The sequence below is a fragment of the Ramlibacter sp. MAHUQ-53 genome, from assembly GCF_052600055.1.
The window spans coordinates 223,578-238,735 of sequence record NZ_JBQWTS010000005.1 but is presented as its reverse complement, the minus strand read 5'-3'; the positions used below and the strand labels follow the sequence as shown (position 1 = coordinate 238,735).

Here is a 15,158-nt window from a genome sequence, read left to right as displayed (position 1 = left end):
GCTTATTCGTAGGTTTCGGCGTCGGGGTCGGTGGCCTCGAGCTCGTAGCTGGCGGCCAGCATGGCCAGGCGGCCGATGACGCCGTACATGTAGAAGCGGTTCGGCGCACTGGCGCCGGGCTTGGAGCCCGGCTGCGGCAGGCGCGTGCTCTCGGCAAAGGCCAGCGGCACGAAGCCGGCACCCGGCGCGTTGAGGTTCTCGTCGACGCCCCGCTCGGCGTGGACGCGGTAGAAGCCGCCGACCACGTAGCGGTCCATCATGTAGACCACCGGCTCGGCGACGGCATCGTGGATGCGTTCGTTGGTGAGCACGCCTTCCTGGATGATCACCTGCGAGACCTCCTGGCCGTCCTTGATGACGCCCATCTTGTTGCGGGTCTTGCGATTGAGCTGCTCCAGGTCCTTGGCGTCGCGCACGGTCATGATGCCCATGCCGTAGGTGCCGTTGTCGGCCTTGACCACCACGAACGGCTTCTCGTTGATGCCGTAGTCCTTGTACTTGCGGCGGATGCGCGTGAGCAGCGCGTCGACGTTGGTGGCCAGGCAGTCCATGCCCGTGCCATTGGCGAAGTCGACCTCGCCGCAGACGTTGAACATCGGGTTGATCAGCCACGGGTCGATGCCCAGGAGCTTGCCGAAACGCTTGGAGACTTCCTCGTAACTCTGGAAGTGGCGGCTCTTGCGGCGCACGCTCCAGCCCGCGTGCAGCGGCGGCAGCAGGTACTGCTCGTGCAGGTCCTCCAGGATGCCCGGGGCGCCGGCCGAGAGGTCGTTGTTCAACAGGATGGTGCAGGGGTCGAAGTCCTTGAGCCCCAGTCGGTACTTGCTGCGGACCACCGGCTCCAGGGTGATGGACTCGCCACCCGGGAGGTCGATCGGCGTGGGCTCGGTGATGTCCGGGCTGATCGAGCCGATGCGGACGTTCAGGCCCGCCATGTGGAAGATGCGCTGGAGCTGCGCCAGGTTCGACAGGTAGAACGTGTTGCGCGTGTGGTTCTCGGGGATCACCAGCAGGTTCTTGGCCTCGGGGCAGATCTTCTCGATCGCCGCCATCGCCGCCTGCACCGCCAGCGGCAGCATCTCGGGGGTGAGGTTGTTCCAGCCGCCGGGGAACAGGTTGGTGTCCACCGGCGCGAGCTTGAAGCCGGCATTGCGGATGTCGACCGAGCTGTAGAACGGCGGGGTGTGCTCCATCCATTCGAGGCGGAACCAGCGCTCGATGGCGGGCATGGACTCGAGGATGCGCTGCTCGAGCTCGTTGATGGGGCCGCTCAGGGCCGTGATGAGATGGGGAACCATGCTGCAACCCTCTTCAGGGGGTGGGATGAGGCCTCGGCTCCCGATTGTAGGAGTAGGCTTGTGCGCCGCATCAAGACGGGCGCGACAAGGGCAGATTCAACAGCAGGTTCTGCGGCTTGAGCCTGAGAACCTTGGTTGCATCCATGCCCATGGCGAGGTAGACGGGGTGGCCGGCCAGCTCGCGGCGAACCACCGAGGGTTCGTCGAAATCCAGGCGGAACAGGCACAGCATGCGCTCCATCTGCGCGGGCTCAACGTCCTGGCCCTGATAGAGCGCATTGAGGACCGCGCTGGCCTGGGCGTCCAGGCCCACGTGCCAGAGCCACTGCGCGTCGTCGATCTCGCGCTCGACGCGCACCTGCACCGACACGCCGAGCAGGCGCCCCACCCAGCGTTCGATGACCCGGCACAGGCCCTCCAGCGCGGGCTGCCCGTGGTGCAGGGCGACCACCATGTCGTGCGCCTCGCTGCGGGGCCAGTAATCCTCGGCGTTGTCCTCGCGCAGCACGTCGAGTTCGGCCTCGCGCAGCGGCGCGCCGCCCTGCCGCAGCAGCTCGCCGATGGCGCCGAAGGAGCTGGCCACGGCCAGGCGCTCCACGGCCTCGTCGTCGGCCGCCATGACCTGGCCGTCCTCCTGGACGGCGATGCGCTGGGGCCGGAAGAACATCTCGGCGGCGCGCACCTGGAGCGCCGGCGCGGCGTCGCCCAGGGCCTCGCGCAGGATCACCTGCGTGAGCTGGTGCACCAGCAGCGGCGGCACGTCGACCTGGCCGCGGAAGATCTGCAGGTAGCTGGCCTCCAGCGTGGGCTGCGCCAGCAGGCGCTCGCGGAACCGCAGCCAGACCGCGTAGTTCTCACGGGCGTCGGCATCCGCCAGCGCGGCGAGTTCGGCTGCAGGCACCTCGCGCCGGGGCTGCTGCAGCAGGCGCTCGTGCAGGGCGCGTTCGGCGTCGCAGGACTCGGGCACCGGCGCGAGCTCGGGGCGCGCCAGCAGCAGGCGCAGGAAATCGTCGGTGACGACCAGCCGGCCCTGCGGGTCACGGTCCAGGAGGCGCCAGCCGCAGGAAGGCCAGTAATCACGCATGGTGGGCGCCCGCTCAGTTGCGGACTTCGCCGTCGCCGAGCACCACCCACTTCAGGGAGGTCAGGCCCTCGATGCCCACCGGGCCGCGCGCGTGGAACTTGTCGGTGCTGATGCCGATCTCGGCGCCCAGGCCGTACTCGAAACCATCCGCGAAGCGGGTGCTCGCATTCACCATGACGCTGGCCGAATCGACCTCGCGCAAAAAGCGCTGGGCGTGCATGTGGTCCCGGGTGAGGATGGCGTCGGTGTGGTGGCTGCCGTACCGGTTGATGTGGGCGATGGCCTCGTCCAGGCCCTCGACCACCTTCACGCTGATGACGGGCGCGAGGTACTCCTCGTACCAGTCCTGCTCGGTGGCGTCGACCACGTTCGCGCCGGGCACGGCGGCGAGGATGGCCTTGGCCGCCGGGTCGCAGCGCATCTCCACGCCCTTGGCGGCAAAGACGGCGCCGATCTCCGGCAGGAATTCAGCGGCCACGCCGCGCGCGACCAGCAGGCCCTCGCTGGCGTTGCAGGGGCTGTACTTCTGGGTCTTGGCGTTGTCGGTCACCTTGACCGCCATGGCGATGTCGCAGGGGTCGTCGATGTAGGTGTGGCAGTTGCCGTCCAGGTGCTTGATCACGGGCACCTTGGCCTCGCGGCTGATGCGCTCGATCAGGCCCTTGCCGCCGCGCGGGATGATCACGTCCACGTACTGGGGCATCGCGATCAGCTGGCCCACGGCCTCGCGGTCGGTGGTCTGCACCAGCTGCACGGCCTCGGGCGGCAGGCCGGCGTCGGCCAGGGCCTGCTGCACCAGCTTCGCCAGCGCCTTGTTGGACTCGATGGCCTCCGAGCCGCCGCGCAGGATGCAGGCGTTGCCGCTCTTGATGGACAGGCTGGCGGCCTCGATGGTCACATTGGGCCGGCTCTCGAAGATCATGCCGAAGACGCCGATCGGCACCCGCATCTGGCCGACGCGGATGCCACTGGGCTGCTGCTTCATGCCGAGGATCTCGCCGATCACGTCGGGCATGGCGGCGAGCTGCTCGCAGCCTTCGGCCACGGTGTCGATGACCTTGGGGGTGAGGCGCAGGCGGTCGACCATCGGGGCGGCCAGCCCGGCGGCCTCGGCGCGGGCGATGTCCTTGCCGTTGTCCACGGCGAGGGCCGCGGCGTTCTCACGCAGCAGGACGGCCAGGCGCTTGAGAGCCTTGTTCTTGGTGGCGGCATTCGCCTTCGCCATCAGGGCGGCGGCTTGCCGGGCCTGCACACCCAGCGACTGGATGTACTCGGCGACGTTCAGGGCGTTCATCCGCCCATTTTCGCACGCGGGGTATGGCCTTGCGCCTGGGGGGAACAGGCCAGGCACAGGTCCAGGGCCAGCTTGTGCAGGGCCTGCCAGCCGCTGGCGGGCCAGCCGGGGGCCTTGAGGCCCTTGACGATGCCGTCGACCACGTGGGCCGAGTGCAGCAGGCCATCGAGCATGAGGGGGGTCAGGCGCGGCAGCACCCGCTCGAACAGGCGCTCCTTCAGGCCCCAGACGCGCTGCTCGCGCAGCGCCAGGGGCAGGGGCTTGCCGCCGGCCATGGCGTCCTTCACCCGCTTGAGGGCGCGGATGTCCTCGGCCAGGGTGTAGTGCACCAGGACCTCGGCCTCGCCCTCGGCCTGCAGGCCCTCGAGCATGCGCTGCACGCGCTGGGCCTGGCCGGCGAGCACCGCCTCGGAGAGCTTGAAGACGTCGTAGCGGGCCACATTGAGCACCGCCGCCTCCACCTGCTCGAAGGACAGCTCGCCTGCCGGGTGCAGCAGGGCCAGCTTCTGGATCTCCTGGTGCGCGGCGAGCAGGTTGCCCTCGACCCGGTCGGCGAAGAATTGCAGGGTGCGCTGGCCCTCCTCGCCCGCCGCCACGCGCTGGCCGTTGCGCGCCAGGCGCCCGGCGATCCACTGCGGCAGGTGCGCGCGCTCCACCGGGTCGACCTTGACCGTGGCGCCGAAGCTGTCCAGGGCGCCGAACCAGGCGCCCTGCAGGGTCATGCGATCGAGCTTGGGCAGCAGCACCAGGGTCAGCGTGCTGTCGTTGCCCTGGGACTGCTCGGCGATCTGCTGGAGGGCGGCGCTGCCCTCCTTGCCCGGCTTGCCCGAGGGGATGCGGACCTCGACGACCTGCCTGTCCGCGAACAGGCTCAGGGAGCCGCCGGCGGCCAGCACCGCGCTCCAGTCGAAGTGCGCGCCGGCGACGGTGTGGACCGTGCGCTCGGTGTAGCCCTGCGCCCGCGCCGCAGCGCGGATCGCGTCGGCCGCCTCCTGCACCAGCAGCGGCTCGTCGCCGTGCAGGGTGTAGAGGGAGCGCAGCGTCTTCTGCAGGTGCGCCTCGAGCTGGGGCAGGGCCAGTTGCATGGGGTCAGACCGCCCGCACGGCCGCCAGCCGGCGCAGCACCTGCTGCACCAGGTCCGACTGCATGTCGTTGTACAGGAGCACTTCCTCGGCCTCCTTGGCCAGGACGGCGGATTCGTTGAAGCTGATGTCCCTCTGCTGCAGCAGGTCGGTGTCGGAGATCAGCTCGCGCCCGCGCGGGTTGCGCAGGCGGAACTTCAGCGACATGCGAAGCTGGAATTCGCGCACCTGGCCGGTGGAGGTGCGGCCCACCACCACCTTCTGGCGCTGCTCGCCCAGGATGTCCAGAATCACCTGGGCCTGGTCGGGCGGGGTGCGCGCATCGAGCACCCGCAGGCCGGGGACGGACTGCAGGTTGCGGCGCAGCTCGGAGGCCAGCTCCGAGGTGCCGGCGAGGTGGATGCTGTCGAAGGCGAAGCTGGGCGCGCCGCGCATGCGGAAGCCGCAGCCCGCCAGCGTGGCCGCGGCGCCGCCCAGGCTGGCCAGGAGCAGGCCGCGCCGGCGCATCAGATCACCACGTTGACGAGGCGGCCCGGGACCACGATCACCTTCTTGGGTACGGCGCCCTCGGCGAACTTGGTGAAGGCCTCGCTGGCCACGGCCAGGCGCTCGATCTCCTCGCGCGCGGCGCCGGCCGGCACCAGCACGGAGCCGCGCAGCTTGCCATTGACCTGCAGCATCAGCTCGATCTCGTCCTGCTTGAGGGCGGCCTCGTCGACATGCGGCCAGGGCGCGTCGATCAGGTCGCCGTGCAGGGCGGCATAGCCCAGGGCCTGCCACAGGCCGTGCGCGATGTGCGGCGTGGCCGGGTACAGCACGCGCAGCAGGATGCCGAAGCCCTCGGCCAGGGCGGCCTGGGCGCCGGGCTCGTCGACCGCCTTGAAGTCCTCGAGCGCGTTGAGCATCTTCATCGCGCCGGAGACCACGGTGTTGTATTGCATGCGCTGGTAGTCGTAGTCGACCTGGCGCAGCACGGTGTGGATCTCCAGGCGCAGGGCCTTGGCGGCCTTGCCGAAGCCCGCGGCCTGGGCCGTTTCGCGCGAGCGCGCGGCCACCGCCTCGGTGCCGCCGACCTTCATGCCGAAGTTCCAGACGCGGCGCAGGAAGCGGTAGCTGCCCTCCAGCGCGGCGTCGTTCCACTCGAGGGTGGCCTCGGGCGGCGCGGTGAACATGGTGTACAGGCGCGAGGTGTCGGCGCCGTACTGCTCGATCAGGGCCTGCGGGTCGACGCCGTTGTTCTTGGACTTGGACATGGTGGTCCAGCCCTCGTAGGTCACCGGCAGGCCGTCGGCCTTGGAGGTGGCGGAGAGCACCTTGTTGTGCTCGTCGCGCACGATGTCCAGCTCGTGCTGCCAGTAGTACTGCTTGCCGGTGGTGGTGCGCGAGAAGGCCTCGTTCAGCACCATGCCCTGAGTGAGCAGCTTGGTGAAGGGCTCGTCGATCTTCACCAGGCCGAGGTCGCGCATGACCTTGGTCCAGAAGCGCGCGTACAGCAGGTGCAGGATGGCGTGCTCGATGCCGCCGATGTACTGGTCCATCGGCATCCAGTAGTCGGTGCCTTCGGCGACCATCTTCTGGTCGTTGGTGGGATCGCAGTACCGCATGAAGTACCAGGACGAGTCCACGAAGGTGTCCATGGTGTCGGTCTCGCGGCGGGCGGCCTGGCCGCACACCGGGCACTTGCAGGCGAGGAAGTCCTCGCGCTTGTTCAGCGGGTTGCCGGTGCCATCGGGCACGCAGTCGGCCGGCAGCACCACCGGCAGGTCCTGCTCGGGCACGGGCACGGCGCCGTGCTCGGGGCAGTGGATGATCGGGATCGGGGTGCCCCAGTAACGCTGGCGGCTGATGCCCCAGTCACGCAGGCGCCAGGTGGTCTTCTTCTCGCCCAAGCCTTTCTGCTGCAGCGCGTGGGCGACGGCGTCCACCGCCTCCTTGTACTTGAAGCCGCTGAAGATGTCGGAGTTGATGGTGACGCCCTGGAGCTTGTCGGCGTACCACTCCTGCCAGTGCTTGTAGTCGTAGTGCTCGCCATCGACATGCACCACCTGCACGATCGGCAGGTTGTACTTGAGGGCGAAGGCGAAGTCGCGCTCGTCGTGGCCCGGCACACCCATGACGGCGCCGTCGCCGTACGACATGAGCACGTAGTTGCCGACCCAGACCTCGACCTTCTCGTTCGTCAGCGGGTGCGTGACGAACAGGCCGGTGGGCATGCCCTCCTTCTCCTTGAGGGCGAGCTCGGCCTCGGTGGTGCCGCCCTTCTTGCACTCCTCGATGAAGGCGGCGAGGCGCAGGTTGGTCCGGGCGGCATGCGTGGCCAGCGGGTGCTCGGGTGCGACCGCGCAGAAGGTCACGCCCATGATGGTGTCGGCGCGAGTGGTGAAGACGTACATCTTCCCGTCGCCAATGAGCTGCCCGTCATCGCCCGCGATGTCGTGGGTGAAGGCGAAGCGCACGCCCTCGCTCTTGCCGATCCAGTTCTCCTGCATCAGCTTGACGCGCTCGGGCCAGCCGGCGAGGTCGTCCTTCACGAAGCGCAGGAGCTCGTCGGCGTAGTCGGTGATCTTGAGGTAGTAGCCCGGGATCTCGCGCTTCTCGACGACGGCGCCGGTGCGCCAGCCCTTGCCGTCGATGACCTGCTCGTTGGCCAGCACGGTCTGGTCCACCGGGTCCCAGTTCACGACCTGGGTCTTGCGGTAGGCAATGCCCTTCTCGAGCATCTTCAGGAACAGCCACTGGTTCCACTTGTAGTAGGCCGGGTCGCAGGTAGCGACCTCGCGCGACCAGTCGATGGCCAGGCCCATCGACTGCATCTGCTTCTTCATGTACGCGATGTTTTCGTACGTCCACTGGGCCGGCGGCACGCCGTTCTTCAGCGCGGCGTTCTCGGCGGGCAGGCCGAAGGCGTCCCAGCCCATGGGCATCAACACGTTGTAGCCGTTCATGCGCAGGTAGCGCGTGAGCATGTCGTTGATGGTGTAGTTGCGTACATGGCCCATGTGCAGCTTGCCGCTGGGGTACGGCAGCATGGAGCAGGCGTAGAACTTCTTTTTCTTCGGGTCCTCGACGACGCGGTAGGCGTCGCGCGCGGTCCAGTGCGCCTGCGCGTCCTTCTCGATCTCGAGGTGGTTGTACTTGTCTTGCATGATGGGCGAAATTGTAGGGGGCAGCCCGCGGCCGCCGGCCGGTCAGCGCGCCGGGCTCTCGGCCACGAAGCCGACCCGGTTCAGCCCGGCGGCCTGGGCCGCGCCCATGACCTCCACCACCCGGCCGTACGGGACGGACTGGTCGGCGCGCAGCTGCACCTCGGTGGCGGGATTGAGCTTGCCGGCCTGGGCCAGGCGCTCGGCCAGCTGGGCGGGAGTGACGGGGTCGCGGTCGATGAACAGGCCGCCCTGCGGGTCGAGGACGACGGTGATGGCGACGCCAGCCTCGCGGGGCTTGGCGGCTGCGGCCTTGGGCAGGTCCAGCCGGATCGAGTTGGCCAGCAGCGGCGCGGTGACGATGAAGATCACCACCAGCACCAGCATCACGTCGACCAGGGGCGTGACGTTGATGTCCGAGAACGGCTGCGGCGGCGGGGTGCGCTCGAGCCGGCCGAAGCTCATTGCTGCGCCCCGGAGAGCAGGTCGCGCAGGTCGCGGGCGAAGCCTTCGAGGTCGGCCTCGATGCGGGCGATGCGGCGGCTGAAGATGTTGTAGCCCAGGACGGCGGGGATGGCCACGGCCAGTCCGGCGGCCGTCATGACCAGGGCCTCGCCCACCGGGCCGGCGACCTGGTCGATGCCGACCTGGCCGCTGCCGGCGATGCCGGTGAGCGCATGGTAGATGCCCCAGACCGTGCCGAGCAGGCCCACGAAGGGCGCGGTGGAGCCCACGGTGGCCAGCATCACCTGGCCGAACTGGAGCTTGTCGATGATGTCGTGCAGCGCGTCCCGCAGGCCGCGCGTGAGCTGCTGCGACCGGTCGCCGGCGGCGGCCAGGCCGCCGGGCGCGGGCGGGGCGGTGGCCTCGACCAGGGGCAGGACCAGGCCCACGCGGTCGAAGGCCGGCAGGCGGGCGCGGGCTTCATCGAGGCTGGCGGCCTGCCAGAACGCGGCGACGCCGCGGGCCACGCCGGCCGAGGCCTGGCGCAGCAGCCAGGCCTTCCAGACGATGGCGACCCAGCTCGCCACGGACATCGCCAGGAGCAGCAGCGCCACACCCTGCGTGATCGCATCCCCCTGGCGCAGCAGCTGCAACAGGTTCATACCCGTGCCCCCACGCTCGGCACTTCGTGTCCTTCGCTGCCCCCCGAGGGGGCGCGACCTTGCTTGGGGCGGCCCGGCGCGGCGGTCATTGAGGCCCCCACGCTCGGCACTGCGTGTCCTTCGCTGCCCCCCGAGGGGGCGCGACCTTGCTTGGGGCGGCCCGGCGCGGCGGTCATTGAGGCCCCCACGCTCGGCACTGCGTGTCCTCGCTGCCCCCCGAGGGGGCGCGACCTTGCTTGGGGCGGCCCGGCGCGGCGGTCATGCTCCGCGCTATCGCAGTCCCAGGACATCGAACATGTCGTACAGACCGTTCTTCTTGTCCGCGAGGAAACGCACGGCGCGCAGGCTGCCCTGGGCGTACGTGGCGCGGCTGGACGACTTGTGGGTGATCTCGATGCGCTCGCCCGTGCCGGCGAACAGCACGGTGTGGTCGCCGACGATGTCGCCGCCGCGGATGGTGGAAAAGCCGATGGTGGACGGGTCGCGCTCGCCAGTCACGCCCTCGCGGGCGTAGACGCCGCATTCCTTCAGGTCGCGGCCGATGGCGTCGGCGATGACCTCGCCCATCTTGAGGGCCGTGCCCGAGGGGGCATCGACCTTGTGGCGGTGGTGGGCCTCGATGATCTCGATGTCGTAACCGGTGGCCAGGGCCTTGGCCGCCATCTCGAGCAGCTTGAGCGTGACGTTCACGCCCACAGACATGTTGGGGGCCATCACGATCGGGATCACCTTGGCGGCCTCGGCGATCTCGGCCTTCTGCGCCTCGGAGAAGCCGGTGGTGCCGATGATCAGGGCCACGCCATGCGCGCGGCAGGCGGCCAGGTGGGCCATCGTGCCCTCGGGGCGGGTGAAGTCGATCAGCACACGGGCATTGGCCAGGCCGGCGGCCAGGTCGGCGGTAACGGCGACGCCGCTGGCGTGGCCCAGGAAGGCGCAGGCGTCGTTGCCGATGGCGGGGCTGGCGGGCACGTCCAGCGCGCCGGCGAGCTGGCAGTCATCACTGGCGCGGATGGCCTCGATCAGCATGTGGCCCATGCGGCCGGTGGCGCCGGCGACGGCGACGCGGTGGGGGGTGTTCAGGGAAGGCATCGGGTCAGCGGGACGGCGGTTCGAGCGGGGGGTAGCTGGCGGCGGCGGGCGGCAGCGGCGCCTCGGGCGCGGCGGGCGCCGGCGCGGGAAAGCGTTTGAGCTGGGCCTCGGTGGCCTCCAGCGGGGGCACCGGGCGGTTGCGGCGCGCGACATCGAGCAGCGCCACGAACTCGGCCTCGGTGGGCATGGTGTCGCCCTCGAAGCGCTCGAGCGCGTCGCCCTTGAACTGCACGGTCAGGCGGTAGGCCTGCGGCGGCACGCCCTGACGGCGCAGGGTGAAGACGTAGTCCCAGCGGTCGGCGTGGAAGACGCTCGCCAGGAGGGGCGTGCCCAGGATCTCGCGCACCTGCTGGCGGCTCATGCCCGGCTTGAGGACGGCGACCTGCTCGCGCGAGACGAAGTTACCCTGCACGATCGGCATCTTGTACGGCGTGACGGCGCCGGCGACGCGGGCGCTGGCGCCGTCGAGGCTGCCGCAGCCGGCGGCCAGGGCGCAGGCGGCCAGCACGAGGGCGAGGCGGCTGCTGCGAAGGGGGATGGCGGGCATCAGGCGGGCGTGGCGTATATGATCGAACGATTGTAGCGGCGGGCCCCTCTCGGCGAGGCCGCCCCGACAGGCACCATGGCGAACATCGACGAACTCAAAAGCACCGGCCTGAAGGCGACGCTGCCCCGGCTGAAGATCCTGGACGTATTCCACAAGGGTTCGCAGCGCCACATGACCGCGGAGGACGTGTTCCGCGTGCTGCTCGAGGAGCGCTCGGACATCGGCCTGGCCACCGTCTACCGCGTGCTGACGCAGTTCGAGCAGGCCGGCATCCTCTCGCGCAGCCACTTCGAGAGCGGCAAGGCGGTCTACGAGCTCAATGAGGGCCAGCACCACGACCACCTGGTGTGCCTGGACTGCGGACGGGTCGAGGAGTTCTACGACGCCGAGATCGAGAAGCGCCAGAACGCGGTGGCCCAGGCCCAGGGCTTTCGCATCGCCGACCACGCCCTGAGCCTGTACGCGAACTGCGTCAAGGAAGGCTGCCCGCACCGGCCCGCCGGCCGCGGCAACTGAGTCCCCGGCCCGCGGGGACCCCGGGCAGTCAGCCCTCGCTCTCCATCGCGCGGCGATGCCGCTCGACGAACTCCGCGTAGGTGTCCACGCCCCGCAGCTGCAGGATGGTGTTGCGCACGGCGGCTTCCACCAGCACGGCGATGTTGCGACCGGCCACCACCTGGATGACGGCCTTGCGAATCGGCACGCCCAGCACGTCCTGCGTGAGCGGCTCGTAGGGCAGGCGCTCGTACTCGCGCTCCAGCGTCTCGCGCCGCACCAGGTGCACGATCAACTTCAGCCGCATCTTCCGGCGCACCGCGGTCTCGCCGAAGATGGCGCGGATGTCCAGCAGGCCGATGCCGCGCACTTCCAGCAGGTTCTGCAGCAGCTCGGGGCAGCGGCCCTCGATGGTGGTCTGGTTGATGCGGTACAGGTCCACCGCGTCGTCGGCCACCAGGCCGTTGCCACGGGAGATCAGCTCCAGGCCCAGCTCGCTCTTGCCCAGGCCGGACTCGCCGGTGATCAGGACACCCAGGCCCAGGATGTCCATGAACACGCCGTGCATGGAGGTGCGCTCGGCGAAGTGCTTGGACAGGTAGGCGCGCAGCACGTCGATCACGAAGGCCGACGACTCGCGCGTGGCGAACATGGGAATCTGCGCGCGCTCGCACATGGCCACCAGCGCGTCGGGCGCGACCTGGCCGTCGGCCAGCACCAGCACCGGCGGCTCCAGCGTGACGATGCGCGCGATGCGGCGGGCGCAGTCGTCGGCGGTGGCGTTCTGCAGGTAGGCGATCTCGCGCTCGCCCAGGATCTGCACCCGGTACGGGTGGATGTAATTGAGGTAGCCGACCAGGTCGGCGCCGGAGCGCGCGGCGCGGATGGCCACTTCGTCGAAGCGGCGCTCCGAGGCGCCCAGGCCGGCGACCCACTCCCACTTCAGCGTGCTGCGATGGTCCTCGAACAGGACATCTGCGCTGACGACGGTGGGTTTCACGAAGCGCGCTTCAGGCCGGCTGGGCCGACTGCCAGTTGGCGATCAGGCCGTGCAGCGCCTCGGCGCTGGCAGCGGTCTTGATCTTTTCCCGCAGGACGGCGTCGCTCAGGAGCTCGGCGATCTCGGACAGGATCTCCAGGTGCTTCTGGGTCGCGGCCTCGGGCACGAGCAGGAAGATCAACAGACCCACGGGCTGTTCGTCGGGCGCGTCGAAGCCGATCGGCTGGGCGAGCTGGAACAGGGCAGCCATCGGGGCCTTGAGGCCCTTGATGCGGCCGTGGGGAATGGCGACGCCGTGGCCCAGGCCGGTGGAGCCGAGGCGTTCACGGGCGAACAGGCTGTCGGTGATCAGGGCACGCGAGAGGCCGTGCAGGTTCTCGAACAGCAGCCCGGCTTCTTCGAAAGCCCGTTTCTTGCTGGTGGCGTCGACGCTCACCAGAACCTGGGAGACGGGCAGGATGGACGCAAGGCGGTTCATGGTTGGGGAGTGGATTATGCACCCGCCCCCAACCCCGCAACGCAGGGGCCGCGCCCGCCGTGTTCCCAGCACCACAACGCGCCGGGAGGCAGGTCCCTGAAATGGAAAGGCGCCCGAAGGCGCCTCGTGTCACGCGCCGGCCGCCTGGCCGGCCTCGGCGGGGAGCCCGCCGTCCACAGCCATCAGGCGTTTCGCCGAGTGATGGTTGTGGTCCTGCAGGCGCGTCTTGTGGCGGGAGACCTGGCGGTCGAGCTTGTCGACGAGTTCGTCGAAGGCCGCGTACAGGTCGGCGTGGGCGCTTTCGGCGAACAGGTCATTGCCCTTGACGTGGATCCTGCATTCAGCGCGCTGGCGTCTTTCCTTCTCCGTCTGGTTTTCAACCGTGAGCAGTACCTTGATGTCCACCACCTGGTCGAAGTGCCGGGTGATGCGATCGAGCTTGGTGGTCACGTAATTGCGAAGGGCGGGAGTGACTTCGAGGTGGTGACCGCTGATCGTCAGGTTCATGAGTGAGTCTCCTGTGTTGCACGGGTTGAATGGGCTGCCAACCTGGAGTGCAGCAGCCCGGGTGAGGATCACTGGTCGGGTTCACTATGCGCGGGCATGCCGCGAAAAGCAATGGGTTTGAGCCGCCGGGCGCGGGGACTCACGCCGCGGAATTGACAAAGCGCAACGAGTTATGCCACGAAGGTGCTGGTCGATCGATCAGTCGATTTCTTATGGACTATCTCCAGGTGCTCCAGGCCGCGGGGCCGGCGCCGTGGCGGCTCCATCCCCCATTGCAAGCAGGGGCTTGCGCGGCATGCGGGTGCCGGCGCGCATGGGCCCGTTCGAGGTTGCCGTGCTCGGTGCGGTCGACCTGGGGCTTGTCGCGGACCGCTTCCGGGGGGCGACGCGGGGGACGGGTGTCGAGGGACATGGGAAAAGGCTCCGTGCGGCAGGTCAGCTGCCGCTGTCATTGCGGGGGGATGGCGACGGGCCCTGCACGGCGGGCCCGGTCACCGGACGGCTCAGGAAGGGCCACGCATGCGAGGCGACACGCGGACTGCCCGGGGCCTGCGCCTGCGGACGGGCCGCGGGGCCGGGGCGCCAGCCGGGACGGCCGGGGCGTGATTCGGAGGCAAGGTGGATCATGCGGGACTCCTGCGAATGGCCGGGAACGGCGCCGCCGGGGGCGTCGGTGCAGAACCGATGGACCGAATGTAGGGGCCTCGCCTCAGCCGACCTGTCGGACGTGTCGGCTCGGGCGTGTAGGACTCATCCTGCCGCTTCCGGCCCGGCGGGCCTTGCTCTAGGATGAGCCGGACGGAGGAATTCCCGCCATGTCGCTGGCGACCATGCTCGGCACCCTGCAGGCCTCGGCACCGGCGCACGTCCACGCCCTGGTGCTGATGGGGGGCGGCGCGCGCACGGCCTACCAGGCGGGCGTGCTGCGCGCCCTCGGCAGCATGCTCGGGCTGCGCTCGCCCGGCGCCGCGGCGCCGTTCCCGTTCGAGGTGCTGGTGGGCACGTCGGCGGGCGCCATCAACGTGGCCAGCCTGGCCGGCCATGCCACCTCCGGGCTGGCGGCGTTCGACCACCTCGCCCGGTTCTGGGGCCGCCTGCACTGCGAGGACGTGTACGCGCTGAAGATCCCGCACTGGGTGCGGGTGTCGCGGCTGCTGGCGGCGGTTCGGCTGTGGAGCGCGACGCGGCGCGAAGGCGCCCTGCTGGACACCATGCCCCTGGTGGACACGCTGCACCAGGGCATTTCGCTGGCGGGCATCGAGCAGGCCCTCGCCCAGGGCGCGATCCAGGCGCTGGCGGTGACGGCCTCCAGCTACACCACAGGCACCCACTGGACCTTCTGCCACACCGCGGCCGACACGGGCCACCAGCCCTGGAACCGGCCCGGGCGGCGCGCGGAGTTCCAGCCGGTGACCATCGAACACCTGATGGCCTCCAGCGCCCTGCCGTTCCTGTTCCCGCCGACGCCCCTGTGGGTGGACGGCCGCCGCGAATACTTCGGCGATGGCGCGATGCGCCAGGTCTCGCCGCTGTCGCCCGCGGTGCACCTGGGGGCCGACCGGATCCTGGTGGTGGGCGTGGGCCAGCCGCAGCGCACCGCGGCCAACGGCACCCCGGCCGCCGAGCCCCGGCTGGGCGCGATTGCGGCCCATGCGCTGGCCAGCGTGTTCCACGACACCCTGCAGGCCGACGTGGAGCAGGCCCAGCGCGTGACCCAGACCCTGCGCCAGCTGCCGCGGGAAGTGGCGGGGATGCTGCCGTACCGCCCGGTCGAGGTGCTGGCGATCCAGCCGAGCCAGTCACTCGACGCGCTCGCCATGCAGCATGCCAGCGCCCTGCCGCGGCCGGTGCGCCGCGCCCTCGGCGGGCTGGGCGCGATGCGCAGCGGCGGCCCCCTGGCCAGCTACCTGCTCTTCGAGCCCGGCTTCACGCAGGCGCTGATCGCGCTGGGCGAACAGGATGCCTACGCCCGCCGGGCCGAGTTGCTCTCATTTTTCGAGCACCGAGAGCACGCCCACGCGGTCTGACGGCCGA

General features: G+C 69.9%; 15 protein-coding genes. 2 read left to right on the top strand and 13 right to left on the bottom strand.

What is annotated here, in order from left to right:
• Nucleotides 1-2: 2 nt before the first annotated feature.
• The 10 genes from gshA to ACT80S_RS10045 form a co-directional block, all read right to left on the bottom strand.
• A complete protein-coding gene (gene gshA / locus ACT80S_RS10090; RefSeq protein WP_377415499.1) occupies nt 3-1,298 on the bottom strand; it encodes a glutamate--cysteine ligase in 1,296 nt (431 codons plus the stop codon).
• Between the two features lie 70 nt (nt 1,299-1,368).
• Nucleotides 1,369-2,382: a DUF6352 family protein gene (locus ACT80S_RS10085; protein ID WP_377415498.1), complete on the bottom strand. Its 1,014-nt coding sequence runs from the start codon at nt 2,380-2,382 to the stop codon at nt 1,369-1,371.
• 13 nt (nt 2,383-2,395) lie between these two features.
• Complete coding sequence (locus ACT80S_RS10080) at nt 2,396-3,676, bottom strand: glutamate-5-semialdehyde dehydrogenase (RefSeq protein WP_377415497.1); 1,281 nt, start codon at nt 3,674-3,676, stop codon at nt 2,396-2,398.
• Entirely contained in the window at nt 3,673-4,761 is a 1,089-nt protein-coding gene (gene holA, locus ACT80S_RS10075; protein ID WP_377415496.1) for a DNA polymerase III subunit delta, read from the bottom strand. The genes ACT80S_RS10080 and holA overlap by 4 nt, the downstream gene beginning before the upstream one ends.
• Nucleotides 4,762-4,765: 4 nt before the next feature.
• Nucleotides 4,766-5,266, bottom strand: a complete 501-nt coding sequence (locus ACT80S_RS10070) for an LPS-assembly lipoprotein LptE (protein ID WP_377415495.1) — start codon at nt 5,264-5,266, stop codon at nt 4,766-4,768.
• The gene (gene leuS, locus ACT80S_RS10065) at nt 5,266-7,905 is read right to left on the bottom strand and encodes a leucine--tRNA ligase (RefSeq protein WP_377415494.1); all 2,640 of its coding nucleotides are present in this window, start codon (nt 7,903-7,905) and stop codon (nt 5,266-5,268) included. The genes ACT80S_RS10070 and leuS overlap by 1 nt, the downstream gene beginning before the upstream one ends.
• A gap of 42 nt (nt 7,906-7,947) precedes the next feature.
• Nucleotides 7,948-8,367 carry an ExbD/TolR family protein gene (locus ACT80S_RS10060; RefSeq protein ID WP_377415493.1) on the bottom strand — a complete coding sequence of 140 codons (420 nt, stop codon included), beginning with the start codon at nt 8,365-8,367 and terminating at the stop codon, nt 7,948-7,950.
• Entirely contained in the window at nt 8,364-9,008 is a 645-nt protein-coding gene (locus ACT80S_RS10055; RefSeq protein WP_377415492.1) for a MotA/TolQ/ExbB proton channel family protein, read from the bottom strand. The genes ACT80S_RS10060 and ACT80S_RS10055 overlap by 4 nt, the downstream gene beginning before the upstream one ends.
• Nucleotides 9,009-9,278: 270 nt before the next feature.
• Nucleotides 9,279-10,097 (bottom strand): 4-hydroxy-tetrahydrodipicolinate reductase, encoded by an 819-nt coding sequence (gene dapB, locus ACT80S_RS10050; RefSeq protein WP_377415491.1) that lies wholly within the window; start codon nt 10,095-10,097, stop codon nt 9,279-9,281.
• 4 nt (nt 10,098-10,101) lie between these two features.
• Complete coding sequence (locus tag ACT80S_RS10045) at nt 10,102-10,644, bottom strand: outer membrane protein assembly factor BamE (RefSeq protein ID WP_377415490.1); 543 nt, start codon at nt 10,642-10,644, stop codon at nt 10,102-10,104.
• Nucleotides 10,645-10,719: 75 nt separating this feature from the next.
• On the opposite strand from ACT80S_RS10045, the gene fur reads away from it, so the two are divergent.
• Nucleotides 10,720-11,160: a ferric iron uptake transcriptional regulator gene (gene fur / locus ACT80S_RS10040; protein WP_377415489.1), complete on the top strand. Its 441-nt coding sequence runs from the start codon at nt 10,720-10,722 to the stop codon at nt 11,158-11,160.
• Between the two features lie 28 nt (nt 11,161-11,188).
• On the opposite strand, the gene hprK is transcribed toward fur, so the two are convergent.
• The 3 genes from hprK to hpf form a co-directional block, all read right to left on the bottom strand.
• A complete protein-coding gene (gene hprK / locus ACT80S_RS10035) occupies nt 11,189-12,139 on the bottom strand; it encodes an HPr(Ser) kinase/phosphatase (protein ID WP_377415488.1) in 951 nt (316 codons plus the stop codon).
• Nucleotides 12,140-12,149: 10 nt separating this feature from the next.
• Nucleotides 12,150-12,617 carry a PTS sugar transporter subunit IIA gene (locus ACT80S_RS10030; RefSeq protein WP_377415487.1) on the bottom strand — a complete coding sequence of 156 codons (468 nt, stop codon included), beginning with the start codon at nt 12,615-12,617 and terminating at the stop codon, nt 12,150-12,152.
• A 129-nt stretch (nt 12,618-12,746) separates the two neighbouring features.
• Nucleotides 12,747-13,124 (bottom strand): ribosome hibernation-promoting factor, HPF/YfiA family, encoded by a 378-nt coding sequence (gene hpf / locus ACT80S_RS10025; RefSeq protein WP_377415486.1) that lies wholly within the window; start codon nt 13,122-13,124, stop codon nt 12,747-12,749.
• 815 nt (nt 13,125-13,939) lie between these two features.
• Between hpf and ACT80S_RS10020 the strand changes: the two genes are divergently transcribed.
• Entirely contained in the window at nt 13,940-15,151 is a 1,212-nt protein-coding gene (locus ACT80S_RS10020; RefSeq protein WP_377415485.1) for a patatin-like phospholipase family protein, read from the top strand.
• The last annotated feature ends 7 nt before the right edge of the window (nt 15,152-15,158 follow it).